Here is a 23615-nt window from a genome sequence, read left to right on the forward strand (position 1 = left end):
GATCTACTGGTACAGCTTCACGGCAACCCGCTCACTGCATGGCTCGCGCGGGCTATAGGTTTGCCTAGTCCGGTGCCTCTGGCTCGGGAGGAAAACGGATAGCGCCCCAGGAGCTTCAAGCGATCTGCGGTTTTCTTGTCTACAGGCAATGTCTCAACGAGGCCGTGATCTACAGTAGGGCTAATCAAGAGCGCGTTTCTCTGCGCTCGATCTCGACCTTCCTGTAATTGTTCCGGCGTACAAATAAATACTGACAGCACCCCCGACCAGTTACCTACTCCTTCAAGCTCCGCATCCACATGAATAGACAGATATTGCTCGGCAAGCTCAAAGGTCGGAGTGCTAACGCTATTGACGCGATTGACCCAGGCAAGCGGTGCCACTTTCTTGTTAGCAACTCTGGAGTTCCGGGGGACAAACGAAAGGCGGATGATCTCCATCATAATGAGCCTGCTAAGCCAAGCGGAGTCTGCATACCTTTCGTGATAATCAGAGATAAAGCTGCCGCTCTGGAGGTCTGTAAACAACGTGCCGTGAGCCAAGCTCAGCACGTTGCCAAATAGCGACTCCATCGCTTCCATGCCACCGAGCATCCTGGCGGTCTCTCTGCACATGGTTTTGGTTGTCATTGCATTGCGACGGTCTGTGGCCGCTTGGATTTGGACGGTGACCTCGTGCCCAAACTCAGTTCGCTCAATTGCAGGCGCTTGGGAAAGCAGCCCGCCATAGCCCAGTTCATTTGAAAGGACGTATCGATCCTCATCTGGCCATTTGCTGAAATCCACGCTCAGTGCCCACAGCTCCCGGATGTTGCCTTCCAGGAAGTGAGAAATTCGGAATCGGCATCCGTCCGGACCGAACCGTAGTACCGCCCCTAGCGCTATCAGACTCGGGCCGATAGCGATGATGTCGTCGCGACTCACTTCACCTTGTCCTTGAAGGCGCCTTGATGCCTCGTGGCTGAGCTTCAGCTCATGAAGGTATTGAGCTGAGAATCGGGCTTCGTCCCTGTCGATGAGAACGCTACAGCTAGCGCACAGCCAAATCCCATTATCGATTGATCCGCGTTGCTCAGGAGTCATTGAGTGGTCGTAACGGCGCGCGCCAGGACCAGGCGCAGCTGCTGCAATGTGAGCAGCAAAGCGTGACTGCCAGACAAGAGCGAGGGTCGCTTGTGCCGCACAGACTGAATCCCGCCCAGCGAGAAAATTTATTGTCTGAGTGACTGCTCCTGGCCGACAGCAGCCGCTCATAAACGAGTGCTTCGGGTCGGTAGCCGCCAGCAAGTAGCCGAGATATCTGCCTGGTGGAAAACGCTTTGCGGTTTTCCACCCTACATACGGATCGGCTTTTGTAGGGTGGACAAGGGTTCTTTGTCCGCCCGCTTTTCGACAATCAGCGCGAGGTCGCTAGCAGCCAGTCCGCAACATTCGTCCGTTGGGTCGGATCCGCGATTTCACACCCGCGCAATGGTCGCCAACCCCGTCGCCACCAGCTTTTCCTGGCCATCCTTCACTGCGAACACATCGGCGCGGCACACCGCCTGGCGCTGGCCGGCCTTGAGTACCTCGCTGCGGCAGATCAGGCGTTCGCCCAGGGCCGGGGCGAGCAGGTTGAGTTTGTATTCGCTGGTGACCACGTCGCCAACCAGCGAGGCGGCGGCCCAGGCGCAGCCGCTGTCGACCATGAAGCCGACCACCGCGCCGTGCATGTAGCCATGGTGCTGGCACAGGTCGGGGCGACTGCGTACCTGCAGGCTGACTTTACCCGGCTCGAAGTCGAGCAGTTCGGCGCCGAGCAACTGGGCGAAGGTGGAGTTTTGCAGGGCCTGCTCCAGGCGTTCTCGGCTGATGCCGGTAGCTGTGTTCATGCGGGCGACTCCGTGGGGTGATGCCTGCAGTCTTGACCCGCCTGCAGGCATCGACAATCTGCATACAGGGGCGTGATGGTGGCGCATCAGGTTGTCGTGTTGGTCGTGCTCAACCCGACAGCGCGTTGGTTGCTCTTGCGCTGCAGTTTCCCGACCTTGACTTGCCCCTGCGCCTTCCTTAGCGTGCCGTTTCCGTTTTTTGCCGTGCAGGACTACCCATGAGCGTCGACGATCGCATCAAACTCGAACCGGGCTGGAAAGAGGCCCTGCGCGAGGAGTTCGACAAGCCCTACATGGCGCAGCTCAGCGAGTTTCTGCGGGCGGAGAAGGCGGCGGGCAAGGTGGTGTTTCCGCCGGGGCCGCTGATCTTCAATGCGCTGAATTCCACGCCGCTGGAGCAGGTCAAGGTGGTGATCATCGGCCAGGACCCCTACCACGGCCCTGGCCAGGCCCATGGCCTGTGCTTCTCGGTGCAGCCGGGGGTGCCGGCGCCGCCGTCGCTGGTGAATATCTTCAAGGAGCTGCAGCGCGACCTGAACATCGACATCCCCAAGCATGGCTGCCTGCAGAGCTGGGCCGAGCAGGGCGTGCTGCTGCTCAACACCTCGCTGACGGTGGAGCAGGCCAATGCCGGCTCGCATGCCGACAAGGGCTGGCAGCCGTTCACCGACAAGGTGATCGAGGTGGTCAATGCGCGGCCGGGCAACCTGGTGTTCCTGCTCTGGGGGGCGCATGCCCAGGGCAAGCAGAAGCTGATCGATGCCACCCGCCACCTGGTGCTGAAGTCGGCCCATCCGTCACCGCTGTCGGCTTACCGCGGCTTCCTCGGCAATGGCCACTTCAGCCGCACCAACAAGTACCTGGAGCAGTGCGGTCTCACTCCGATCGATTGGCGACTGCCGGCGCTGTAGTCGGCGCCTGGCAAGCCAGGCTGTCGAGATCCTGACGCAGGGCCGCCAGGCGTTGTTGCAGGTGCTGGCGCTGGGGGTTGTCGGCGGCATTCAGCAGGTTGCTGAACAGCTCGGCGAGTAGCTGTTGCGAGCGTTCGAATTGCTCGCGATAGGCCGGCGTCCAGTGCTGCGCCCGTTGCTGCAACAGGCTTTGCAGGCGTACGTCGAAATCGGCGCCGCGGCGGCTCTCCAGGGCGGCGCGCAGTTTGGCTTGCCAGTGCGCGCGGTTGTCTAGCCACAGCTGGTTCTGCTCGCCGAGCTGGTTGGCCCAGGTGGCCACGTATTGCCGCTGCGCCTCGTTCAGTTCGCCAAACCAGGGTTGCAGGCGTTCCTCCATGCGTTCGCGGCGACGGGCGATCTGCTCCTCCATCGCGGGTTCCAGGTACTCGGCGCGCAGCTCGGCATCCTCTTGGGCCATGGCCGCTTCCAGTTCCTGTATCTGCAACGGGTTGAGCCCGCGCAGCAGTGCGGTGCCGGTCGGGGTGATCTCCACGGCAATGGCGTCCAGCGCCTGGCGGAACTCGCCGAACTGCGCCTGCAGTTGCTCGGGTTGCAGCTGTGGCTGCTCGACCAGGGCTTCGCTGCGTTGCAGCCAGGCCGAGTAGGCCGGCAGCTGGGTGCTGCAGTGCCAGTCCAGGTGCTCGCGCAGGCGCGGCTTGAGCCAGTCCTTCTGGGTGCTGTTGAGTTGCAGGTAGTCGTCCAGCGACCAGCTGATCAGCCAGTCGAGGTTGCGATAGGCCAGGTCGATGCGGCTGCAGGCGCTCAGTAGCAAGGTGACGCAAAGCAGGGTAATGGTACGGCGGCGCAGGTGCATGGCGAGACCCGTCCTAGGATTCTGACCCAAGAATAGAGCAGTCAGGGGCCGTTGCGGTTCCCCATGCAGCGGATGGCGCGCGGCTGCATGACTGCCTAGAACCTGTTTCGGGTCTTTTGAGCTAGAGCCAGGCAAGGCGCAACGACCAGCGGGAGTAACAGCCGCAGGCTGGCCCAAAGGGTGAGCGCCAGCGAATCAAGTGGGCGAGGGTCGGTCGGAATAGCGGGCGACTTTACGAGCTGTAAATGAGCAGTACTCGTTTCACTCGCCCTTCGGGCCGCGCTAAAGCGCGTTAGCCGCAAGCGGCTTGCCGAGCCCAATTGATCAGCCTACGGCTGTTACTGCGTTGCAACGCAGCATGGCCGGCGATCAAGAGATCCGAGACAGGTTCTTAGTCCAGGCGCTTGCTGATCCGGGTCACCGCCAGCGCCAGCAGCAGCGCCGAGAACAGCAGCAGGACCAGCACCGGTGGCCACAGCTCCAGCAGGGTGGCCTCGCGCAGCATGATGCCGCGGGCCAGGCGCAGGTAGTGGGTCAGCGGCATCAGCTCGGCGATCCACTGCGCCGCCTTGGGCATGCCGGCGAAGGGGAACATGAAGCCGGACAGCAGGATCTGCGGCAGGAAGGTGAAGAAGGCCATCTGCATGGCCTGGAACTGAGTCTGCGACAGGGTCGACAGGTACACGCCGAGGGCCAGGCTGGCGACGATGAACAGCAGCGAGGCGGCGTACAGCTCCAGCAGCGAGCCGCGCACCGGTACGCCGAACAGCCAGTAGCCGACCACCAGGATTACCGTGATCTGCACCAGGCCGATGCCGACAAAGGGCAGCAGCTTGCCGATGGTCAGTTCCCAGGGCGATACCGGCGTGGCGATGAGCATTTCCAGGTTGCCGTGCTCGCGCTCGCGGACCAGGGCCACGGCGGTGAACAGCACCATGGTCATGGTCAGGATCACCCCGAGCAGCCCCGGCACCGTGTTCAGCGGTGCCAGGCGTTCGGGGTTGTAGAAGTTGACCACTTCGACGCCCTGGCGACTCTCCCAGCCGGGCAGCGGATAGGCCGCCAGCTGGCGCGCCGAGGCCTGTACGCTCTGGTCCGAGCCATCCACGATCAGCTGCAGCGGCGGGCGGTCCTGGCGTTGCAGGCGGGCGTCGAAGTCCGCCGGCACCACCAGCGCGGCGCTGATCTTGCCCTGGCGCAGCAACTGATCGATCTGCTGCGGCGAACTCAGGCGGTAGCGCAGGTCGAGCACCTGGCTGGAGGCAATTTCCGCCACCGCTTCGCGTGAGCTGGCAGTGTTGGCCTGGTCCAGCACGGCCGCTTCGATGCCGCGCACGTCCATGTTGATGGCGTAGCCGAACAGCACCAGTTGCAGCAGCGGGATGCCGGCGATCATGGCGAAGGTCAGCTTGTCGCGGCGCAGCTGGCGCAGCTCCTTGATCACGATGGCACTCAGGCGGCGCAGGTTCATGGCTGGGCCTGCACGGGCTTGCGGGTGACGCTGACGAAGACGTCTTCCAGGTTGGCCTCGCCGTCCTCGATCTGCGCGCTGATACCGGCGCTGCGCAGGCGCTGCTCGATGTGCTGGCGGGCATCGGGGTTGGCCACCAGCACGCGCAGGACGTTGCCGATCTGCGCCATGGCCAGCACGTCCGGGCTGCCTTGTAGAGTGCGCTGAACCAGGCGTGGCTGCGGGTGCTCAATCAGCAGCGGGTGGCCGGGCAGGGCGTCCATCAACTCGCGCGGGCTGCCGTCGGCCACCAGGCGACCGGCGTCGAGGATGCCCAGGCGCGTGCAGCGCTCGGCTTCGTCCATGTAGTGGGTGGACACCAGCAGGGTGGTGCCGGCGTCGGCCAGTTCGAACAGCGAGTCCCAGAACTCGCGGCGCGACTGTGGGTCGACCGCGCTGGTCGGTTCGTCGAGCAACAGCAGGTCGGGTTTGTGCAATACCGCGCCGGCCAGGGCCAGGCGCTGCTTCTGCCCGCCGCTGAGGGTGCCGGCCAGCTGCTTGCGTCGGTCGGCCAGCCAGTAGCGCTCCAGCACTTCGTTGATGCGCTGGCGGCTGCTGCGCCGGGGCACGCCATGCACGGCGGCGAGGAATTCGAGGTTCTCGCCCACCGTGAGGTCTTCGTAAAGCGAGAAACGCTGGGTCATGTAGCCGATGCGCCGCTTCAACTCTTCGGCGTCGCGCGGGATCTGGCAGCCGAGCACCTCGATCTCGCCGGCGCTGGGCAGCAGCAGGCCGCAGAGCATGCGGATGGTGGTGGACTTGCCGCAGCCGTTGGGGCCGAGGAAGCCGAACACTTCGGCGCGGCGCACGCTGAGGTCAAGCTGGTCGACCGCGGTTAGCTCGCCGAAGCGCTTGCTCAGGCCGCGCGCCTGGATCACCAGGTCACTGCTGGTCATGGCCCGCTCGTTCGGCGCGCAGCGGCAGACCGGCCGGCAGCTGCTGTGCGGCGGCGTCCTGCAGGCGCAGCTCGGCGCGGTACACCAGGCGGCTGGCGTCGTCGCCGGTGAGGGCGTAGTAGGGAGTGAAGCTGGCTTCGCTGCGGATCACGCTGACGCTGGCGGCGAAAGGCTGCTCGATGCCTTCGACGAACACGCGCATGGCGTCGCCGATCTTGAGCCCTGCACGCTGCCAGGCTGGCACGAAGACCCGCGCGTAGGGCTGCTCACCGACCAGCAGGCTGACCACCTCGGCGCCTGCGGGCGGCTGGTCGCCAGGCTTGAAGGGCAGGGCGTCGACGCGCCCGGCCCGCGGTGCACGTACGCTCAGGTGTTCACGACCGACCTGCAGCTGGGCCAGGTTGCCGCGGGCGGCGGCCAGGGCGGCGCTAGCTTGGTCGAGCTGCTCGGGGCGGGTGCCATTGGTCAGCTCGCGCAGTTGGGCATCGGCATTGCGCGTGGCTGCGCTGGTCTGGTCGCGGGCGGCGCGGGCGCGGTCCAGTTCGGCGATGGCCACCTGCTTGCGCTGGTAGAGGGCGGCGATGCGCTGGAAGTTGCGCTCGCTATCGAGCTGTTCGGCGCGGCTGCGCGCCAGGCTGGCCTGGGCCGCTTCGATGCTTTCTGCACGCGCGCCGTTGCGCAGTTCGCTCAGCCGGGCCTCGGCTTGCGCCACTTCGCCCTGGGCCTGGGCGATGCGCGCGTCCTGGCGGCGCGGGTCGAGTTCCAGCAGCAATTGCCCGGCGGCGACGCGGTCACCTTCGGCCACGTGCCAGTCGAGGATGCGCTCCGAGGCTTCGGCGGGCAGGCCGATGCGGTCCCATTCCAGGGTGCCGAGCAGCACCTCGTCGGCGGACGGGTTGCAGCCGGCGAGCAGGGCCAGGGGCAGCAGGCAGAGCAGCAGTCTGCTCATTTCAGGTCTCCATCCCGTTATGCAACAGGGCCAGGGTGTGCGCGATCAGCGCTTCGTCACCGATCTGCGGGTTGGCGAAGATGCCGCGCCAGAGCGGTGCGGCGGCGTAGGGCAGCATGGTTACGCCGATCAGCGAGACCACCAGCAGGCGCGGCTCCAGCGCCGGATTGAGGGCGCCACGGGCCTGGGCAGCGGCGAAGCGCTGGGCCAGCAGCAGAGGAATTAGCGGGGCGATGCGCGCGGTCAGTTGCTCGCGCAGCTGGCCGCCTTCACAGAGGATTTCGCGCACCCACAGCGGCGGAATCCACGGGTTGCTCGCGACCATTGCGCTCATGCTGCGGACGAAGCGCTCGACCAGCTCGTGCGGGTCGTCGCCCGCGGCCTGCAGGCCCTCGGCCACACTGCGGATCAGCGGCAGGAAGCGTTCCTCGACCAGGGCATCGACCAGGCGCTGCTTGCTGCCGAAGTAATAGTTGACCAGGGCCGGGGTGACCCCGGCCTGCTGGGCGATGCTGCGCAGGCTGGAGGCCTGGATGCCGGTATGGGCGAAGGCCTGGGCGGCCGCATCGAGCAGGCGTTCGCGCTGCAATTGGGCATCGCCGGCGGGGCGGCCCGGTGCGCGGGGAGGCTGTTTGGGGTGGGGGCTCTTGGTCATGGCTTAATAATTAAATGAGTAATTAATTAACGGCAAGCACCGTTGATCAGATGGAGTGCATGGATGAGGCATCCAGGCTCGCACCTGAGGGGCTCAGCCCCTCATTTGTCGTAGTTGGAGATGATCGTAAACAGCCGGCGGATAAGGATGCTTAGTGCCGCCAGAAGGACGGCATCAGCAACACCAGCACGGTGAGGATTTCCAGGCGGCCGATCAGCATGCCCAGGGTCAGCGCCCACTTGGCCAGGTCGGGCATGGCGGCATAGTTGCCGGCCGGTCCGATCATTTCGCCCATGCCCGGGCCGACCCCGGAAACCATGGCGGCTGCACCCGACAGCGAGGTGATCCAGTCCATGCCGGTCATTGCCACGATAAGCGCCAGGCTGGCAATGGTGATGGTGTAGAAGAAGGCGAAGGCGAGAATCGAACGGGCGATCTCTTCATCCAGGCGGTGACGGTTGTACTGCTGCTTGATCACCGCGCGCGGGTGCACCAGTTGCAGCAGGTTGGCCTTGAGCAGGATGTAGGCGACCTGGAAGCGGAACACCTTGAGGCCGCCGGCGGTGGAGCCGGAGCAGCCGCCGACAAAGCCCAGGTAGAAGAACATCATGCTGGCGAAGGGGCCCCACAGGTGGTAATCGCCGAGGGCGAAGCCGGTGGTGGTCATCACCGAGGTGATGTTCACCGCTACATGGCGCAAGGTATCCAGCCAGTGCAGGTCGGTAGTGCTCCACTTCCAGCAGGCCAGGATCAGCCAGCTGCTCAGCAGCAGGATGAAGAAACCTTGTACCTGCTGATCGCGCAGCAGCGCCTTGAGATTGCCGCGCAGGGTGGAAACGTAGAGCACGAAGGGCAGGCTGCCGAGGATCATCACCACCACGGCCACCCAGTGCACCGCTGGTTCCTGCCATTTCGCCAGGGACGCGTCTGAGGTGGAGAAACCGCCGGTGGCGATGGCCGACATGGCATGGTTGATCGCGTCGAACAGGTTCATCCCGGCCAGCCAGAAGGCCAGCACCGACAAGCTGCTGAGGCCGACATAGGCCAGCACCATGTACTTGGCGACCATGTGCGAACGCGGCATGACCTTGTCCGAGCGATCCGACGATTCGGTCTGGAACAGACGCATGCCGCCGATGCGCAGCATCGGCAGGATGGCCACGGCCATGGCGATGAAGCCGATACCGCCGAGCCAGTGCAGCAGCGAGCGCCAGATCAGCACGCCGCGCGACATGCCGTCCAGGCCGGTGAAGATGGTGGCGCCGGTGGCGGTGATGCCGGACATGCTCTCGAAGTAGGCGTCGGTGAAGCTGACCTGCTGGGTAAAGACAAACGGCAGGGCGGCGAAGATCGACACCAGTACCCAGCTCGATACCGTCAGCATGTACATGTCGCGCGGGCGCAGTTGCGTGTTTTGCGGGCGTCCCTGGGCGACCATGGTGATACCGGCGATAAAGGTGATCAGGCTCGACCAGAGGAATGCATTGATGCCCTGCGGCTGCTGGTAAACCAGCAAGGTGGCGATCGGCACCAGCATGGCGATGGCCAGGGTGACCAGGAAGATGCCGTTGATGAACGCCAGGGTGCGCAGGGTCGGCAGGGTCATGGCTGGCCTTTGGCGCAGGCGCTCAGGGTGGTGGCAGACTGGCGCATCAGTGTTTCCAGAAGGCGCGGGTGAACAGCACCAGCACGGTGAGAATTTCCAGACGGCCGAGCAGCATGCCGATGGTCAGCAGCCACTTGGCCGCATCCGGCAGGGTGGAGAAGTTGCCGGCCGGGCCGATGGTCGGACCGAGGCCCGGGCCGACGTTGCATACCGCCGTGGCCGCGCCGGTCAGGGCGGTGACCCAGTCGAGGCCGACCAGGGTCAGGCCGAGGGCGATCACGCCGATGGTGATGGTGAAGAAGAACGAGAAGGTGATCAGCGAGCGGACGATGTCTTCGTCCAGGTTGTGGTTGTTGTACTGCTGCTTGATCACCGCCCGTGGGTGCACCAGCTGCTGCAGGTTGGCCTTGAGCAGGACGAAGGCGACCTGGAAACGGAAGATCTTCAGGCCGCCCGAGGTAGAGCCGGAACAGCCGCCGACAAAGGTCAGGTAGAAGAACAGCAGCACCGCGAAGCTGCCCCAGGTGGTGTAATCACCGAGGGCAAAGCCGGTGGTGGTGACCACCGAGGTGACGTTGACCGCGACGATGCGGAAGGCGTCCAGCCAGGCGTGATCGGAGTTGGCCCATAGCCAGGTGCCGAACACCAGCCAGGTCAGCAGCAGGAAACCGAGGAAGCCGCGGACTTGATGGTCGCGCAGCAGCGCTCGGCGATGACCGCGCAGGGTGGCGACATAGAGGGTGAAGGGCAGGCCGCCGACAATCATGAACAACACGGCGACCCAGTGCACCGCCGGTTGCTGCCAGTTGGCCAGGGACGAGTCAGAGGTGGAGAAGCCGCCGGTGGAAATCGAGGCCATCGAGTGGTTGATCGCCTCGAACGGGGTCATGCCGGCGGCCCAGAAGGCCAGGAAACCGAGCAAGGTGAACGCCAGGTAGATCAGCAGAATGTACTTGGCTGCCATGTGCGAGCGCGGCATGACCTTCTCGCCCCAGTCCGAGGACTCGGTCTGGAACAGGCGCATGCCGCCGACGCGCAGCAGCGGCAGGATCGCCACCGCCATGCCGATGAAGCCGATGCCGCCGAGCCAGTGCAGCATCGAGCGCCAGATCAGGATGCCCGGCGACATGCTGTCCAGGCCGACAAAGATCGTGGAGCCGGTGGTGGTGATGCCCGACATGGTCTCGAAGAAGGCGTCGGTGTAGCTGATATGGGCGATCAGCACCATTGGCAGGGCGGCGAAGGCGCACACCACCACCCAACTGGCAGTGGTCAGCAGGTACATGTCGCGCGGGCGCAGGTGCATGTGCTGCGGTCGGCCGCGAATCACCAGGGCCAGGCCGGCGATAAAGGTGATCAGGCTCGACCAGAGGAATTCGTTCAGGTCATCGGTGCGGTCGAATGCCAGCAGAGTGAGCATGGGCAGAGCCATGCTCACGGCCAGGGTGATGAGGAAAATGCCGATGATGAAACCGATGATGCGCAGCGTCGAGAAAGCCATGAAGCAGCTCGGTGGGCGAGGAAGGCGGCATTCTACCTGCAGGCGCGTTGCTCTAGAAGCGTTGGCGCTCTGCGCTGGCAGGCTGTCCGGTACGGGGATGTTTGACCATAGCAGGGCGAGGCGCAGGCTGCGTCGCGGTCGCGCCGAAACGGCAATAGACCCTAGAATGCCAGCCTGACCTGCCTGGAGATGACCGATGCAAGCTCTCGATCTATTGCTCAACCGTGTTTCCGTCGGCCGTCTGCTGGAGCCGGCGCCGGATGCGGCGCAGCGTGAGCTGCTGTTTCGGGCCGCGCTGCGTGCGCCGGATCATGGTCAGCTGCGGCCCTGGCGTTTCCTCACTATCGAAGGTGCGGCCCGCGCCAAGCTCGGCGAACTGTTCGCCAGCGCGCTGCAGGCGGGCAATTCGGAGGTCAAGAGCGAGGCACTGGACAAGGCCCGCGCCATGCCACTGCGTGCGCCCCTGCTGGTAGCGGTGATCGCCCGTCTGACGGCCCCGCACAAGGTGCCGGAGCAGGAGCAACTGCTGTCTGCCGGTTGCGCTGCCCACGGCATGCTGCTGGCCGCCCATGCGCAAGGCCTGGGCGCCATGTGGCGCACCGGTGAGCTGTGTTACAACGCCCAGGTCATGACCGGCCTGGGCCTGGCGGCCAATGAGCGCATCGTCGGCTTCCTCTACCTCGGCAGCGTCGAAGGCGAGCGGCGCACGCCGCCGGCGCTGGCCCCGGCCGATTTCGTCGACAGCTGGCAGGGCTGATGCAAACCGTAGCCCGGATGTAATCCGGGGACGGAGTTAGCTGTTCCCCGGATTGCATCCGGGCTACGGTCATTCGAGCCTACCGGCCAGGCACTGAGCTGCAATCGCTATTTCTACCCTAGAGTTCTGACACCTCAGCCCTTGCTTTGCATATAGGCCTTCCAGCCGCCGAAGTGGGTGATGTCGACGGCCCCTGCGAGCCCGTACGGCTCGCAGATAAAACCGGTTTCCCAGCTGCCGTCGGCCAGCTGCACCTTGCCCAGGCCCAGCGGCGCGGGGATGCCGGTGAGGAACGAGCCCAGTTCGGCGCTCGGCAGTTCCCAGACTTCCACGGCGATGGCCACGCCGCCTTCGGCGACCCGGACCATGCCCGGACGAAACGGCGGGCCGCCGGCCAGGGCGTACAGCTGGTAGTCAGGCGAGCTCCGGGTGGCCTGCAGCAGGCGGCCGCCACGTTGCTTGAGCTGCCAGTTCAGCGGCAGGCCGTCCAGATGCGCGCCGCACACCACCACGCGGGCGCGGTCGTTACGGGCGAGGGTGGCCGGTACCTGGGCATCCAGGCTGCGCTCACCGGATAGCGGCAGGCCGTGCTGGCGCTGCAGGCCGTCGGCGAGGCCAAGCAGGTACTGGTCGGTGAAGGCGCGGCCGAACAGGGTCACGCCCCAGGGCAGGCCGTTGGCCATGAAACCGGCCGGTACCGCGACTGCGGCGTAGTCGAGCATGTTCATGAAGTTGGTGTAGTAGCCCAGGTCCGAATTGCGCTTGACCGGCTCGGCGTGCAGCTCGTCCAGCGTCACCGGACGCGGGTAGGCCGGGGTGAGGATGCAGTCGACCTCGGCGAGGATGCGGTCACAGATTGCCTTGAGCGCCTGCAGGCGGTACTGCGCGCGGAAGGTGTCGACGCCGCTGACGCCGGGCGCCTGTTCCAGCACGGCCTTGATCACCGGCAGCACGGCGTCCGGCTGCTGTTCGATCAGCGCGCCGGCGACGCTGTAGCGCTCGGCGACCCAGGGGCCTTCATAGAGCAGGCGCGCGGCTTCGAGGAAGGGCGCGAAGTCGATTTCAACCGCTTCGCCGCCGAGCGCTTTCAGCTGTTCGATAGTGTTGGCGAACAGCGCCGGGCTTTCTGCGCAGCCGAGAAATTCCAGCTGTGTGGGTACGCCGAAGCGGAAGCCCGCGCGCGGTTTGCCGAAGGCGCTGGCATCGTTCCACAGCGGGTTGGCGCGGCTGTATTCGTCACGCGCATCCAGCTTGGCGGTCAGCGCCAGCAGTTGGCTGGCTTCAAAGGCGGTGGCGGTGAAGTAGGTGACGCAGTCCAGGGTACGGCAGGCGGGCACCAGGCCAGCGGTGGAAATCAGGCCCTTGGTGGCTTTCAGGCCGACCAGGTTGTTCAGCGCCGCCGGCACGCGGCCGCTTCCAGCGGTATCGGTGCCGAGGGCGAAACTGGCCACACCGAGCGCCACGGCCAGGGCCGAGCCGGCGCTGGAGCCGCCGGACGGGTAGGCCGGGTGCAGGCTGTTGCGGCATTCGCCATACGGGGATCTTGTGCCGTTAAGGCCGGTGGCGAACTGGTCGAGGTTGGTCTTGCCCATGGGCACGGCGCCGAGGGCGATCAGCTGTGCGACCAGGGTGGCGCTGGTGTCCGGTACATAGGCGAAGGCCGGGCAGGCGGCGGTGGTCGGCACGCCGGCCAGGTCGATGTTGTCCTTGATGGCGAAGGGCACGCCGAACAGCGGCAGCTCGGCCGGCGATTTGCCGTCCAGCGCAGCCAGGTAGGGTTCCAGCTCTGCCAGGCTGAGCAGGTGGATAAACAGCTTGAACTCGGGGTTGAGCGCGGCGGCCTGCTCGTGCAGGGCGCTGATCAGCTGGCGCGGGGTCAGGCTGCCGTCGCTGTAGGCGGATTTCAGGGCGCCGAGGCGCAGATCGAATTGATGACTCATGCTCAGTTCCTTCTCGGAAATTCAGGCTTGCACAATCAATTCCCTCTCCCATTGATGGGAGAGGGTTAGGGAGAGGGTGGATGAGTCAGGCAACTGATTAGCCTGTCGGAAATCGCGCCCTCTCCCCCGGCCCCTCTCCCGCAAGCGGGAGAGGGGAGCAAAGCGGTTCACGCTTCTTCCAGCACCACCACGCGCTGCCCGGCGCGCACTGGCGAGCCAGGCTGCACGCGCACCTCGCGCACCACGCCGTCGCGTGGGGCGAGCAGGGGGATTTCCATCTTCATCGACTCGAGAATCACCAACACGTCGCCGGCTTTCACCGTGCTGCCTGCCTCGACCTGCACCTGCCAGAGGTTGCCGGCAATGTGGCTGTCGATGCTGTGCTGGCCGGCCGAAAGCGGCGCGTCGTCGTCCAGTTCAGCGACTACTTCCTCGCTTTCGTAGTGGGCCTGGCCGGAGGCGATCCAGCGCTGGCGTTCGGCGTCGAAGGCGGCGCGTTGCTGGGTGCGGAAGGCGTCGATGCCCTCGGCTTCCTCGGTGAGGAAGTCTTGATAATCGGCCAGGGCCAGTTCGCTGTCTTCGATGCGCAGCTCATAACGGCCGAGCGGGAAGTCGCGGCGGATCTGCAGCAGTTCCTCGGCCCCCACCGGGTAGAAGCGGATCTGGTCGAAGAAGCGCAGCAGCCAGGGCTTGCCGTGGAAGGCGGCGACTTCGCGGTAGCGGTTCCACATCTGCAGGGTGCGGCCGACGAACTGGTAGCCGCCGGGGCCTTCCATGCCGTACACGCACATGTAGGCGCCGCCGATGCCCACCGAGTTCTCGGCGGTCCAGGTGCGCGCCGGGTTGTACTTGGTGGTGACCAGGCGGTGGCGCGGGTCCAGCGGGGTGGCCACCGGCGCGCCAAGGTAGACGTCGCCGAGGCCCATCACCAGGTAGCTGGCGTCGAACACGGTGCGGTACACCTCGTCGAGATTGGGCAGGTCGTTGATGCGGCGGATAAATTCCAGGTTGCTCGGGCACCAGGGCGCGTCCTTGCGCACCGTGGTCATGTACTTGTCGATGGCCAGCTGGCAGGCCGGGTCATCCCAGGACAGCGGCAGGTGCACGATGCGCGACGGCACCTTGAGGTCCTGGGCATTGCACACCGCGTCCCATTCGCCGGCGACGGTGTCGAGCAGTTGCTGCAGGGGCAGGGTTTCCGGCTGGTAGTGCACCTGCAGTGAGCGGATGCCGGGCGTCAGGTCGATCACGCCCTTGAGCTGCTTGGCTTCCAGCGCCTGCATCAGTGCATGGCCACGGAAGCGCAGCACCAGGTCCAGCTCGGCCTGGCCGATTTCCAGCAGCAGGTGGGTGTCGCCGGAGAGGCGAGCGACCAGGCGTTTGTCGGCTTGGCCTATGTCGAGGACGATGGGGGAGGTGAGCGCACTTGCTTGTGTAGGAGCGAGCTTGCTCGCGATCAGCGATACCGAAGGATCGCCAGCAAGCTGGCTCCTACAAAGGCTCGCGCATTCGAGGCTTTTCGCTTTGGCCAGCTCCCGCGCCGTAGCGATATCAACCGGGATGAACCGGACCTTGTCGCCCGCCTTGAGCTGCCCCAGCTGCCACAAATCCGCCTCGATGATGGTCACCGGACAGACGAAGCCGCCCAGGCTCGGGCCGTCCGGGCCGAGGATCACCGGCATATCGCCAGTGAAGTCCACCGCACCGATGGCGTAGGGGTTGTCGTGGATATTCGACGGGTGCAGGCCGGCTTCGCCGCCGCTGTCGCGCACCCACTCCGGTTTCGGGCCGATCAGGCGCACGCCGGTGCGGCTGGAGTTGAAATGCACTTCCCAGTCGGTGGTGAGGAAGGTGTCGATATAGGCCGGGGTGAAGTATTCCGGTGCGCCGTGCGGGCCGTAGATCACGCGGATTTCGCGGACGGCGGGCAGGGCAGTGCACAGCGCGGTGGGCAGTTGCGCGCCAGCCTTCAGATCGCTCAATGCCGGGATATGCAGCACATCGCCGGCACGCAGGGCGCGGCCGCCGTGGCCGCCGAACTGGCCGAGGGTGAAGGTGCTTTTGCTGCCCAGGTACTCGGGCACCTGCAGGCCGCCGCGGAGGGTCAGATAAGAGCGTGCGCCTGAACCAGCGATAGTGCCGAGGCTCAGGGTGCTGCCGGCCTTGATCAGCAGCGCGGTGTTCATCGGTTGCTCGGCGCCATCCAGGGTCAGCGGAATCGCCGCGCCGGTTACTGCGACCACCGCATCGGTATTGAAGCGCAGCAGCGGGCCACTCATGGTGATTTCCAGGCCGGCGGCGCCTTCGTTATTGCCCAGCAGGCGGTTGCCCAGGCGCAGCGCGCGGTCGTCCATCGGTCCCGATGGCGGCACGCCGACGGCCCAGTAGCCGAGGCGGCCGGGGAAGTCCTGCACGGTGGTCTGGGTGCCGGCGCTGAGCACCTCGAAGGTGTTGGCCTGATAAACCAGACCTTCCAGGCAGCGGGTCCAGGGCGAGCCGCTGGCGAACGGCGCGTCGACCAGGATCTGCCGCAGGTAGTCGCGGTTGGATTCCACGCCGTACAGCACCGAGTCGGCCAGGGCCTGGTTCAGTGCGGCGCTGGCTTGGTCGCGGGTCGCTGCCCAGGTGATGACCTTGGCGATCATCGGGTCGAAGTAGGGCGGAATCTCGCAACCGGCTTCGACCCAGGTGTCGATGCGCAGGGCTTTGCCATCGGCCTTGGGGAAGTCCACGGCGGTGAGCAGGCCGGGGCTCGGCTGGAAGTCGCGGCCCGGATCTTCGGCATACAGGCGCGCCTGGATGGCGTGGCCGCTGGGTTTCAATCCTTCGCTCAATTCACTAAGTGGCGCCAGGTCACCGGCCGCCAGTTCGATCATCCAGCGCACCAGATCGACGCCCCACACCTGTTCGGTGACGCCGTGCTCGACCTGCAGGCGGGTGTTCACTTCGAGGAAATAAAAGCGCGCTGCTTCGCTGTCGTAGACAAACTCCACGGTGCCGGCGCTGCGGTAGCTGACTGCCTTGGCCAGTTTGATCGCCGCCGCGCACAACTCATCGGCCATGCCGGCCGGCAGGTTGGGCGCCGGGGTTTCTTCCAGCACCTTCTGGTTGCGCCGTTGCACCGAGCAGTCGCGCACGCCGAGGGCCAGCACGTCGCCGCGACCATCGCCAAATACCTGCACTTCCAGGTGACGGGCACGCTGGATGTACTTCTCGATAAACACGCCGCTGTCGCTGAAGTTGTTCTGCCCCAGGCGCTTGACCGCCTCGAAGGCGTCGCTCAGCTCGGCGGCGCTGTTGCACACACGCATGCCGATGCCGCCGCCGCCGGCGGTGCTTTTCAGCATCACCGGGTAGCCGACTTGCTCGCCGGCGATCAGCGCGGCGTCGAGGTTTTCCAGCAGCTCGGTGCCTTCCAGCATCGGCACGCCGTGCTGCTTGGCCAGGGCGCGGGCCGTGTGCTTCAGGCCGAACACGCGCAGCTGCTCGGGTGTCGGGCCGACGAAGGCGATGCCGGCGGCTTCGCAGGCTTCGGCGAAGGCAGCGTTCTCCGAGAGGAAACCGTAGCCCGGGTGAATGGCTTTGGCGCCGGTCTGCTTGGCGACGGCAAGGATTTTGTCGACCACCAGGTAGGTGCCGGCGGCCGGGCCTTCGCCGAGGCTGAAAGCTTCATCGGCCTGTTGGATATGCAGACTGGCGGCGTCGGCCTCGGAATACACGGCCACGCCCTGTACATCGAGGGTGCGCAGGGTGCGCAGGATGCGGCAGGCAATGGCGCCGCGGTTGGCGATCAGGAGTTTGTCGAACATGGAGGTTGCCCCATGCAGTGGCGGGCCGTCCCGTCTTTAGTCGTCTGCACCGCGGTCGTCCACGGCTGAAATTCTGTTGCTAGCTGTCCGTAGGGTGGAAAACCGCGAAGCGTTTTCCACCGTGCTCTGGTGGATGTGAAAAGCGACATCCACCCTACGGCTGTTGGTCCTGCTTCTGCTGCTGTGCGGGTTGCTGCTCCAGGCACTGGCCCGAGCGGCTCTGGCACAGGCGGAACAGCCATTCGCGAAGCTGCTTCAGTCCCATACCAGCACCTCGGCCGGGGTCGGGTTCCAGCCGTTGCAGGGGTTGTTCAGTTGCGGGCAGTTGGAGATCAGCACGATGACGTCCATATGCGCGACCAGTTCGACGTACTTGCCTGGCGCGGAGATGCCGTCCTCGAAGGTCAGGCCGCCCTCGGGTGTCACCGGCACGTTCATGAAGAAGTTGATATTGGCGCCGATGTCGCGCTTCTCCAGGCGGCCGTCGTGCAGGCTGGCGCGCAGGAAGTTGTCGCGGCAGCTGTGCATATAGCGCTTGTCCAGGGCGTACCTGACCGTGTTGCTCTCCTGGGCGCAGGCACCGCCGAGGGTGTCGTGGCGCCCGCACGTGTCGGCGCTGATGGTCAGCAGCGGGTTGCCCAGGTTGGAGTAGAGAACGGTGCCGGTGGTCAGGTACACGCTGTTCTGCTTGCGCAGGGTGCGTTGCGGGTCGTAGCGCTCGCGTGGGTTCTTGGCGCTGAAGAACAGCGTGTCGACCGCTTGGTTACCTTCCAGGTCGAGCAGGCGCACGGTCTGCCCGGCTTTGACTTCGCAGAGGAACGGCTCGCCGGCTGGGATCTCGTGGCGGTAGACGGCGGCTTCGGGGTGCTTGTCGCTATGGGTAAGAGTCATGCTGGCAGCCCTTAGATATACAGACGTTCGGTGTTGTGGAAGCCGCGGCCGTTTTCCGGGCGCGAGGTGCGGCAGAGCACGCTGATGCCGTCGCTCTCGACGCGGCTCCAGCTCAGCTGCACCGGCTTGGGTGCGTACTCGGGATTCGGGTCCATTGGGTGCTGCAGGGCGGTGAGCACCACCAGGGTGTCCATCGGTGCGTACAGCTCGATGTAGTCGCCGGCCTTGGAGTTGCCGGGTTCGAAATGGAAGCGGCCGTCGCCGTCGACGCTGACTTTGCTGAACAGGTTGAGCGCCATCAGCAGGTCCTGCAGGTTCAGGTTCCACTTGCCCATTTCCACCAGCAGGTTGTCCACGCCGTTGCGGAAGTAGCCGTTGCGCAGCTCCTGGTAGCGCCCGGCACCGTACTTCTCGGTGACTTCCTCGGCATTCAGCACGCCGCCGAAGCTGTCATGCCAGCCGCAGGTGTCGGCGGTAATCGCAGCGAGCACGCGGCCCATGTCCGAGTACAGGCAGTGGCCGGCGGTGAGCTTGGCGGTGTGCTGGCACTTGAGGGTGTCCGGCAGGTTGAGGCGCTCGCTTTTCTCGGCGGCGGAAAGCAGCAGCAGGCTGACGTTGGCGCCACCTTCGAGATCGGTGATGCGCAGCAGCTGGCCACGCTTGAGGACGAAGGAGGTGTGGCCGCCGCCGGGTACGAGTTCCTCGTACAGGCTGGGGCGCAGGGTCAGGGATGCGGTCATGGTTGCTCCTTACAGGGCCGGTTGCGGGGTGCCGGTGATGTGCGCCGGCAGCGCCTCGACGGCGGCGCGGGTGGCGCGGCGGTCGCTGTTCAGGGGGATGTCATAGGTGATGCGCGCGCCGAAGGCGTTCGGTGCGTGCGGGTCGATACGGGTCTTGTCGAACACCAGCAGGCGGGTGCCGAGGCTGAAGCCTTCACTCAGGTCGTGGGTGACCATAAATACGGTCAGCTTGGTCTCGTTCCACAGCTCCAGCAGCAGGGCGTGCATGTCCTTGCGAATGCCCGGGTCCAGCGCGCCGAAGGGCTCGTCGAGCAGCAGCACGCGCGGCTTCATGATCAGCGCCTGGGCGATGGCCAGGCGTTGCTGCATGCCGCCGGAGAGCTGGCTGGGGTATTTGTCCAGGGCGTGGCCGAGGCCGACTTTCTTGAGGATGACTGCCGCCTGTTCGCGGGCGTCGCGCTTGGCGGCGCCGAACAGGCGACCGAGCAGCGGTGAACGTGGCAGCTCCAGGCCGATGGCGACGTTGTCCAGCACGCTCAGGTGCGGGAACACCGAGTAGCGCTGGAACACCACGCCACGGCTGCTATCCGGCTCGCCGGCCAGCGGCTGGCCAGCCAGCAGAATCTCGCCACGGCTGGCGCGCTCCTGGCCCAGCAGCAGGCGCAGAAAGGTCGACTTGCCGCAGCCGGACGCGCCGACCAGGGTGCAGAACTCGCCCTCGTTGATGCTCAGGTTCAGGCGCTCCAGAACAACCTGATCGGCGTATTCCTGCCACACGTTTTTGACTTCGATGAAGGCGCTCATGCTTTTGCTCCTTCATACCAGGGGAAGACCAAGCGGGTGGTCTGCCGCAGGCCCAGGTCCATCAGCCAGGCGAGCAGGGTGATCCACACCACGTACGGCAGGATCACGTCCATCGCCATATAGCGACGCACGAGGAAGATGCGGTAACCCAGGCCGTCGGTGGCGGCGATGGCTTCGGCGGCGATCAGGAACAGCCAGGCCGAGCCCAGCACCAGGCGCAGGGCGATCAGCAGGCGCGGCAGCAACTGCGGCAGCACCACGCGCAGGATCAGGGTCCAGGTGCTGGCGCCGAGGGTCTGCGCCTTGATCAGGATTTCCTGGGGGATTTCGCGGGCGCGCTGTTCCAGGTCGCGGGCTAATACGGGGGTAATGCCGATCACGATCAGCATCACTTTGGATAATTCGCCGAGGCCGAAAACGATAAACAGGATCGGCAGGATCGCCAGCGGTGGCACCATCGACAGCACGGTCAGCAGCGGCGACAGCGGCGCGCGGAACAACGGCAGGATGCCCGCCGCGATGCCCAGGCACAGGCCGACCAGCGCGGCGATGCCAATGCCCATGCCGAGGCGGGCCAGGCTGGCGGCACTGTCCTGCCAGAACAGGTAGTTTCCGCTGCGTTTGTCCTCGGTAAAGGCCAGGCGGTCGATGGCGTCGGCCATCTGCGCCGCGCTGGGCAGCAGCTTGTCGTTGGGGTTGTCCGTCAGCCGCGCCGCCGAACCCATGAAGTAGGCGAACAGCAGCAGGGCGAAGGGCAGCAGGATCAGCAGCAGGCGGCCGCCGCGGTCCGGGTGTCGGTTGATCAGGCGCATGGATGCATCTCTGAGAGCAGATTCCCTCTCCCCCGGCCCCTCTCCCATGAATGGGAGAGGGGGAGGGAAAGCCTTAGAACCGGTCTCGGATCTCTTGATCGTCGGCCATCCTGCGTTGAAATTGGGCTCGGGCTGCTCATTTACAGCTCGTAAACTCCGCGCCCTCGCCCAATTTCGCCTTGCCTGGCTCTAGCTCAAAAAATCCTAAACAGGTTCTTACAGCGTGCCGTCGGCTGCCATCTGCATAAACGAAGGGTCGAAGCGCAGCTTGAGGTTGCCTTGGTCGCCGGTGGTCACATCCTTGGCGAAGCCCATGCCGATGGCGTCGGCACTTTTCGCGCCTTCACCGAGCAGGCCGTGGCTGAAGGAGAACTCGGCCACCTTGCTCATGGTCGCCGGCAGTTTCGGGCTGTTGGCGAAGGCCACGGCATCCTTGGCGCTGTAGAACATCTTGGTGGCAGCCAGCTGCGCTTCGTAGCCGGCCAGGTCGGTGCCGGAGGTCTTGGCCATGTGCTCGCGGGCGGCCTTGCCTGCGTCGGTGTCGGCACTCATGGTCGCCATGATTTCGTACCAGGCGCCGGTCAGGGCTTTGCCCAGGGCGGGGTTGTCTTTCAGGGTGTCGCTGTTGACCACCATCAGGTCGATGATCTCGCCGGGGATCTGGCTGGAGTCGAAGACCTTGGTCACGCCCGGGGTGGCTTCGATTTCGGCCAACAGCGGGTTCCAGGTGGTCACGGCGGTGACGTCGTCGGTGGCGAAGGCGGCCACCAGGTCGGCGTCGGAGGTGTTGACCACTTTCAGGTCTTTTTCGCTGAGGTTGGCCTTTTCCAGGCCACGGGCGAGCAGGTAGTGCGACACCGACAGTTCGACTAGGTTGACGCTCTGGCCCTTGAGGTCGCCGAGGGTCTTCTTCTCACCTTTGAGCACCACGCCATCGTTGCCGTTGGAGAAGTCGCCGATGATCAGCGCTGTGGAGTCGACGCCACCGGCGGCGGGAATGGTCAGGGCGTCCATGTTGGTCATGGTGCAGCCATCGAACTGGCCGGCGGTGTACTGGTTGATCGACTCGACGTAGTCATTGAGCTGCACCACATCGATGTTGATGTCGTACTTCTTCGCCCACTTGTCGACGATGCCTTCGGCCTGGCCGTATTCCCAAGGCATCCAGCCGGCATAGATGGTCCAGCAGACGCTGAAGTCGGTCTTCGGGGCAGCGAGGGCGGGGAAGCTCAGGGCGGCGGACAGGCCGGTAGCGATCAGCGAGGACAGCAGAGACTTGCGCATGGGTAGACCTCCAGTTCTAGGGAATGCGGGCAGGAGCAGCGCGGCACGTGCCTGGCTAGCCAGGTGGCGCGTTCTCCCGGGCTTTTATCCCGCCGTGTAACCCCGAACGAGGTCGCCAACTCTCGGACCAGTCACTTGCCGTTCTGTGGAGAGCGACGAGCCGGAACCCTAGTCAGCCATTGCAAATTGTCGTGCCGCGCCCCTTGCGGGGTGCTTCTGCATGTGTGAGCTAAAGCGAACATCGTGCCAGTTGGCGCAAAGCGCTTGGCCTGGCGCTTTGCGTGGTGAGCATGGTGGCGGATGGGATGGCTGGTTGCGCCATCCTGGTGCGCGGTGTTCGTTGTTGGTGCCTGGGCGCGTCCTTGGTCGCGCCATTCGCGAATAAATCCGCTGCCACAACAGCCTGTTAAAGCTTGGCTTCGGCGGCCTGTTGCATATAGCTGGGGTCGAAGCGCAGCTTGATCTGCGCCGGGTTGCCCAGCACGCGGTTGCCGCTGAAGCTGATGCCGAGCAAATCCAGGCCATTGCCCTGGTTGCCGAGCAGGTGGTGGACGTCGGCGAACTGGGCGACCCGCTGCATCAGCGCTGGCATCTTGTCGCTGCTGGCAAAGGCATGCGCCGAGCGGGGCGAGTAGAAGGAGCGGATGGTCTTCAGTTGCAGATCGAAGTCTTCCAGGGTGGTGCCCGCCGCAGTTGCCATCTGCGTGCGGGCGGCCTTGCCGTCGGCGGTCGGCATGCCCATCAGGCGCATGCCTTCGTACCAGGCGCCGGTCAGCGCTTTGCCCAGTTCAGGATGTTCGGTCAGGGTAGCACTGTTGATCACTAGCAGGTCGAGGATTTCGCCGGGGATATGGTGCGAACTGAACACCTGGGTGGTGTCGCCGTCCTGGCGCAGGTCGGAGAGGATCGGGTTCCAGGTCACCACCGCATCACCCTTGCCGCTGCGCCAGACCTGGGCCAGGTCCTTGTCCGAGACGTTCTCGATGATCACATCGCTTTCCTGCAGGTGCGCCCATTCCAGGGCGCGGCCGAGCAGGTAGTGGGAAACCGAGTTTTCCACCAGCAGGATGGTCTTGCCCTTGAGATCCTTGATGTCGCGATTGCCGCCACGCACCAGGATGCCGTCGGCGCCAGCGGAGAAGTCGCCGACGATCAGTGCGGTGGAGTCGACCCCGGCCGCAGCCGGGATGGTCAGGGCGTCCATGTTGGTCATGGCGCAGGCGGCGTAGTCGCCGGCGGTGTACTGCTCGATGGAGGCGACGTAGTCCGGCACCTGTTCGACCTCGATCTGGATGCCGTACTGCTTCGCCCATTTGTCGATGATGCCCTGTTCGGCCATCTGCCCCCAGAGCATCCAGCCGGCGTAGATCGACCAGCAGACCTTGAACTTGGGGTTTTCCGCGCTGGCGCCGAGTGGTTGCAGGAGTAGCAGGGCGAGCAGGCAGGGGAGCAGGGCGCGTAGTGACATGGGGGACCTCAGGCGGATTAACGAAAGACGCACGGGACGGCGGCAGTCATGTGCTGCGCGTTCTCCCGGGCTTTTGTCCCGCCGTGTAACCCCGATCGAGGTCGCCGACTCTCGGACCAGTCACTTGCCGTTTCTGTGTAGAGCGGCGAGCCGGAACCCTAGTCGACCATTGTGTTGCAGTGTTGAGGCGACTCCATGTGCCGCGGCAATCCTGTGCAGCGGCTGCATAGCGAATGGCGTGCCAACCCGTGAAATAGCCTTGCGGATGTGAGCGGGGTCTCGTTATGACACAGCGAATTGCAGGTGGGAGCACCGTAATAGAGCGGCTGGTGGGTCATTTCAGTGCGTCAGGCCTGGAA

19 protein-coding genes and 2 riboswitches are annotated in these 23615 nt (G+C 65.0%); of the genes, 2 read left to right on the forward strand and 17 right to left on the reverse strand.

What is annotated here, in order from left to right:
• Positions 1 to 17: 17 nt before the first annotated feature.
• Together LRS11_RS12620 and LRS11_RS12625 are read right to left on the reverse strand one after the other, a co-directional pair.
• On the reverse strand, positions 18 to 923 hold the full coding sequence (locus tag LRS11_RS12620; protein ID WP_260493334.1) for a hypothetical protein: 906 nt from the start codon (positions 921 to 923) through the stop codon (positions 18 to 20).
• 533 nt (positions 924 to 1456) lie between these two features.
• Positions 1457 to 1870: a PaaI family thioesterase gene (locus tag LRS11_RS12625; protein ID WP_260493335.1), complete on the reverse strand. Its 414-nt coding sequence runs from the start codon at positions 1868 to 1870 to the stop codon at positions 1457 to 1459.
• A gap of 218 nt (positions 1871 to 2088) precedes the next feature.
• Here LRS11_RS12625 and ung point away from each other — a divergent pair, with 218 nt between their 5' ends.
• The gene (gene ung, locus LRS11_RS12630; protein WP_260493336.1) at positions 2089 to 2781 is read left to right on the forward strand and encodes a uracil-DNA glycosylase; all 693 of its coding nucleotides are present in this window, start codon (positions 2089 to 2091) and stop codon (positions 2779 to 2781) included.
• On the opposite strand, the gene LRS11_RS12635 is transcribed toward ung, so the two are convergent.
• From LRS11_RS12635 to LRS11_RS12665, 7 genes are all read right to left on the reverse strand, one after another.
• Positions 2747 to 3634: a DUF6279 family lipoprotein gene (locus tag LRS11_RS12635; RefSeq protein WP_260493337.1), complete on the reverse strand. Its 888-nt coding sequence runs from the start codon at positions 3632 to 3634 to the stop codon at positions 2747 to 2749. The two genes, ung and LRS11_RS12635, sit on opposite strands and share 35 nt — an antisense overlap.
• A gap of 391 nt (positions 3635 to 4025) precedes the next feature.
• Positions 4026 to 5105 carry an ABC transporter permease gene (locus LRS11_RS12640; protein WP_182834579.1) on the reverse strand — a complete coding sequence of 360 codons (1080 nt, stop codon included), beginning with the start codon at positions 5103 to 5105 and terminating at the stop codon, positions 4026 to 4028.
• Positions 5102 to 6040 carry an ABC transporter ATP-binding protein gene (locus LRS11_RS12645; RefSeq protein ID WP_260493338.1) on the reverse strand — a complete coding sequence of 313 codons (939 nt, stop codon included), beginning with the start codon at positions 6038 to 6040 and terminating at the stop codon, positions 5102 to 5104. Before LRS11_RS12645 ends, LRS11_RS12640 begins: the two co-directional genes overlap by 4 nt.
• Complete coding sequence (locus tag LRS11_RS12650; RefSeq protein WP_260493339.1) at positions 6027 to 6989, reverse strand: HlyD family secretion protein; 963 nt, start codon at positions 6987 to 6989, stop codon at positions 6027 to 6029. Before LRS11_RS12650 ends, LRS11_RS12645 begins: the two co-directional genes overlap by 14 nt.
• Position 6990: 1 nt before the next feature.
• On the reverse strand, positions 6991 to 7644 hold the full coding sequence (locus LRS11_RS12655; protein WP_260493340.1) for a TetR/AcrR family transcriptional regulator: 654 nt from the start codon (positions 7642 to 7644) through the stop codon (positions 6991 to 6993).
• A gap of 151 nt (positions 7645 to 7795) precedes the next feature.
• Entirely contained in the window at positions 7796 to 9250 is a 1455-nt protein-coding gene (locus tag LRS11_RS12660; RefSeq protein ID WP_260493341.1) for a TrkH family potassium uptake protein, read from the reverse strand.
• Between the two features lie 46 nt (positions 9251 to 9296).
• Positions 9297 to 10751, reverse strand: coding sequence for a TrkH family potassium uptake protein (locus LRS11_RS12665; RefSeq protein WP_260493342.1), 1455 nt, complete (start codon positions 10749 to 10751; stop codon positions 9297 to 9299).
• A gap of 196 nt (positions 10752 to 10947) precedes the next feature.
• Here LRS11_RS12665 and LRS11_RS12670 point away from each other — a divergent pair, with 196 nt between their 5' ends.
• A complete protein-coding gene (locus LRS11_RS12670) occupies positions 10948 to 11508 on the forward strand; it encodes a nitroreductase family protein (RefSeq protein WP_260493343.1) in 561 nt (186 codons plus the stop codon).
• Between the two features lie 134 nt (positions 11509 to 11642).
• On the opposite strand, the gene atzF is transcribed toward LRS11_RS12670, so the two are convergent.
• The 8 genes from atzF to LRS11_RS12710 all read right to left on the reverse strand — a co-directional run bounded on the left by atzF (position 11643) and on the right by LRS11_RS12710 (position 23256).
• Positions 11643 to 13448: an allophanate hydrolase gene (gene atzF, locus LRS11_RS12675; protein ID WP_260493344.1), complete on the reverse strand. Its 1806-nt coding sequence runs from the start codon at positions 13446 to 13448 to the stop codon at positions 11643 to 11645.
• Between the two features lie 167 nt (positions 13449 to 13615).
• Positions 13616 to 17257, reverse strand: a complete 3642-nt coding sequence (uca, locus tag LRS11_RS12680; protein ID WP_260493345.1) for an urea carboxylase — start codon at positions 17255 to 17257, stop codon at positions 13616 to 13618.
• Positions 17258 to 17512: 255 nt separating this feature from the next.
• A complete protein-coding gene (locus LRS11_RS12685) occupies positions 17513 to 18148 on the reverse strand; it encodes an urea amidolyase associated protein UAAP2 (RefSeq protein WP_260493346.1) in 636 nt (211 codons plus the stop codon).
• Positions 18149 to 18159: 11 nt separating this feature from the next.
• On the reverse strand, positions 18160 to 18888 hold the full coding sequence (locus LRS11_RS12690; protein ID WP_260493347.1) for an urea amidolyase associated protein UAAP1: 729 nt from the start codon (positions 18886 to 18888) through the stop codon (positions 18160 to 18162).
• A gap of 9 nt (positions 18889 to 18897) precedes the next feature.
• Entirely contained in the window at positions 18898 to 19692 is a 795-nt protein-coding gene (locus LRS11_RS12695) for an ABC transporter ATP-binding protein (protein ID WP_260493348.1), read from the reverse strand.
• On the reverse strand, positions 19689 to 20504 hold the full coding sequence (locus LRS11_RS12700) for an ABC transporter permease (protein ID WP_260493349.1): 816 nt from the start codon (positions 20502 to 20504) through the stop codon (positions 19689 to 19691). Before LRS11_RS12700 ends, LRS11_RS12695 begins: the two co-directional genes overlap by 4 nt.
• 216 nt (positions 20505 to 20720) lie before the next feature.
• Positions 20721 to 21788, reverse strand: coding sequence for a putative urea ABC transporter substrate-binding protein (locus tag LRS11_RS12705; RefSeq protein ID WP_260493350.1), 1068 nt, complete (start codon positions 21786 to 21788; stop codon positions 20721 to 20723).
• Between the two features lie 71 nt (positions 21789 to 21859).
• Positions 21860 to 21971: riboswitch (guanidine-I (ykkC/yxkD leader) on the reverse strand.
• Between the two features lie 223 nt (positions 21972 to 22194).
• The gene (locus LRS11_RS12710) at positions 22195 to 23256 is read right to left on the reverse strand and encodes a putative urea ABC transporter substrate-binding protein (RefSeq protein WP_260493351.1); all 1062 of its coding nucleotides are present in this window, start codon (positions 23254 to 23256) and stop codon (positions 22195 to 22197) included.
• Between the two features lie 60 nt (positions 23257 to 23316).
• Positions 23317 to 23429: riboswitch (guanidine-I (ykkC/yxkD leader) on the reverse strand.
• Positions 23430 to 23615: the final 186 nt, after the last annotated feature.

Origin of the sequence: Pseudomonas sp. J452 (assembly GCF_024666525.1) — a bacterium.
Taxonomy (GTDB): domain Bacteria; phylum Pseudomonadota; class Gammaproteobacteria; order Pseudomonadales; family Pseudomonadaceae; genus Aquipseudomonas.

Coding starts and splice junctions, on each gene's coding strand:
- LRS11_RS12690 (WP_260493347.1), bottom strand. CDS start 18,888: ATGACCGCATCCCTGACCCTGCGCCCCAGCCTGTACGAGGAACTCGTA.
- LRS11_RS12635 (WP_260493337.1), bottom strand. CDS start 3,634: ATGCACCTGCGCCGCCGTACCATTACCCTGCTTTGCGTCACCTTGCTA.
- LRS11_RS12710 (WP_260493351.1), bottom strand. CDS start 23,256: ATGTCACTACGCGCCCTGCTCCCCTGCCTGCTCGCCCTGCTACTCCTG.
- LRS11_RS12660 (WP_260493341.1), bottom strand. CDS start 9,250: ATGACCCTGCCGACCCTGCGCACCCTGGCGTTCATCAACGGCATCTTC.
- atzF (WP_260493344.1), bottom strand. CDS start 13,448: ATGAGTCATCAATTCGATCTGCGCCTCGGCGCCCTGAAATCCGCCTAC.
- uca (WP_260493345.1), bottom strand. CDS start 17,257: ATGTTCGACAAACTCCTGATCGCCAACCGCGGCGCCATTGCCTGCCGC.
- LRS11_RS12695 (WP_260493348.1), bottom strand. CDS start 19,692: ATGAGCGCCTTCATCGAAGTCAAAAACGTGTGGCAGGAATACGCCGAT.
- LRS11_RS12665 (WP_260493342.1), bottom strand. CDS start 10,751: ATGGCTTTCTCGACGCTGCGCATCATCGGTTTCATCATCGGCATTTTC.
- LRS11_RS12705 (WP_260493350.1), bottom strand. CDS start 21,788: ATGCGCAAGTCTCTGCTGTCCTCGCTGATCGCTACCGGCCTGTCCGCC.
- LRS11_RS12700 (WP_260493349.1), bottom strand. CDS start 20,504: ATGCGCCTGATCAACCGACACCCGGACCGCGGCGGCCGCCTGCTGCTG.
- LRS11_RS12645 (WP_260493338.1), bottom strand. CDS start 6,040: ATGACCAGCAGTGACCTGGTGATCCAGGCGCGCGGCCTGAGCAAGCGC.
- LRS11_RS12685 (WP_260493346.1), bottom strand. CDS start 18,148: ATGACTCTTACCCATAGCGACAAGCACCCCGAAGCCGCCGTCTACCGC.
- LRS11_RS12640 (WP_182834579.1), bottom strand. CDS start 5,105: ATGAACCTGCGCCGCCTGAGTGCCATCGTGATCAAGGAGCTGCGCCAG.
- LRS11_RS12625 (WP_260493335.1), bottom strand. CDS start 1,870: ATGAACACAGCTACCGGCATCAGCCGAGAACGCCTGGAGCAGGCCCTG.
- LRS11_RS12650 (WP_260493339.1), bottom strand. CDS start 6,989: ATGAGCAGACTGCTGCTCTGCCTGCTGCCCCTGGCCCTGCTCGCCGGC.
- LRS11_RS12655 (WP_260493340.1), bottom strand. CDS start 7,644: ATGACCAAGAGCCCCCACCCCAAACAGCCTCCCCGCGCACCGGGCCGC.
- ung (WP_260493336.1), top strand. CDS start 2,089: ATGAGCGTCGACGATCGCATCAAACTCGAACCGGGCTGGAAAGAGGCC.
- LRS11_RS12670 (WP_260493343.1), top strand. CDS start 10,948: ATGCAAGCTCTCGATCTATTGCTCAACCGTGTTTCCGTCGGCCGTCTG.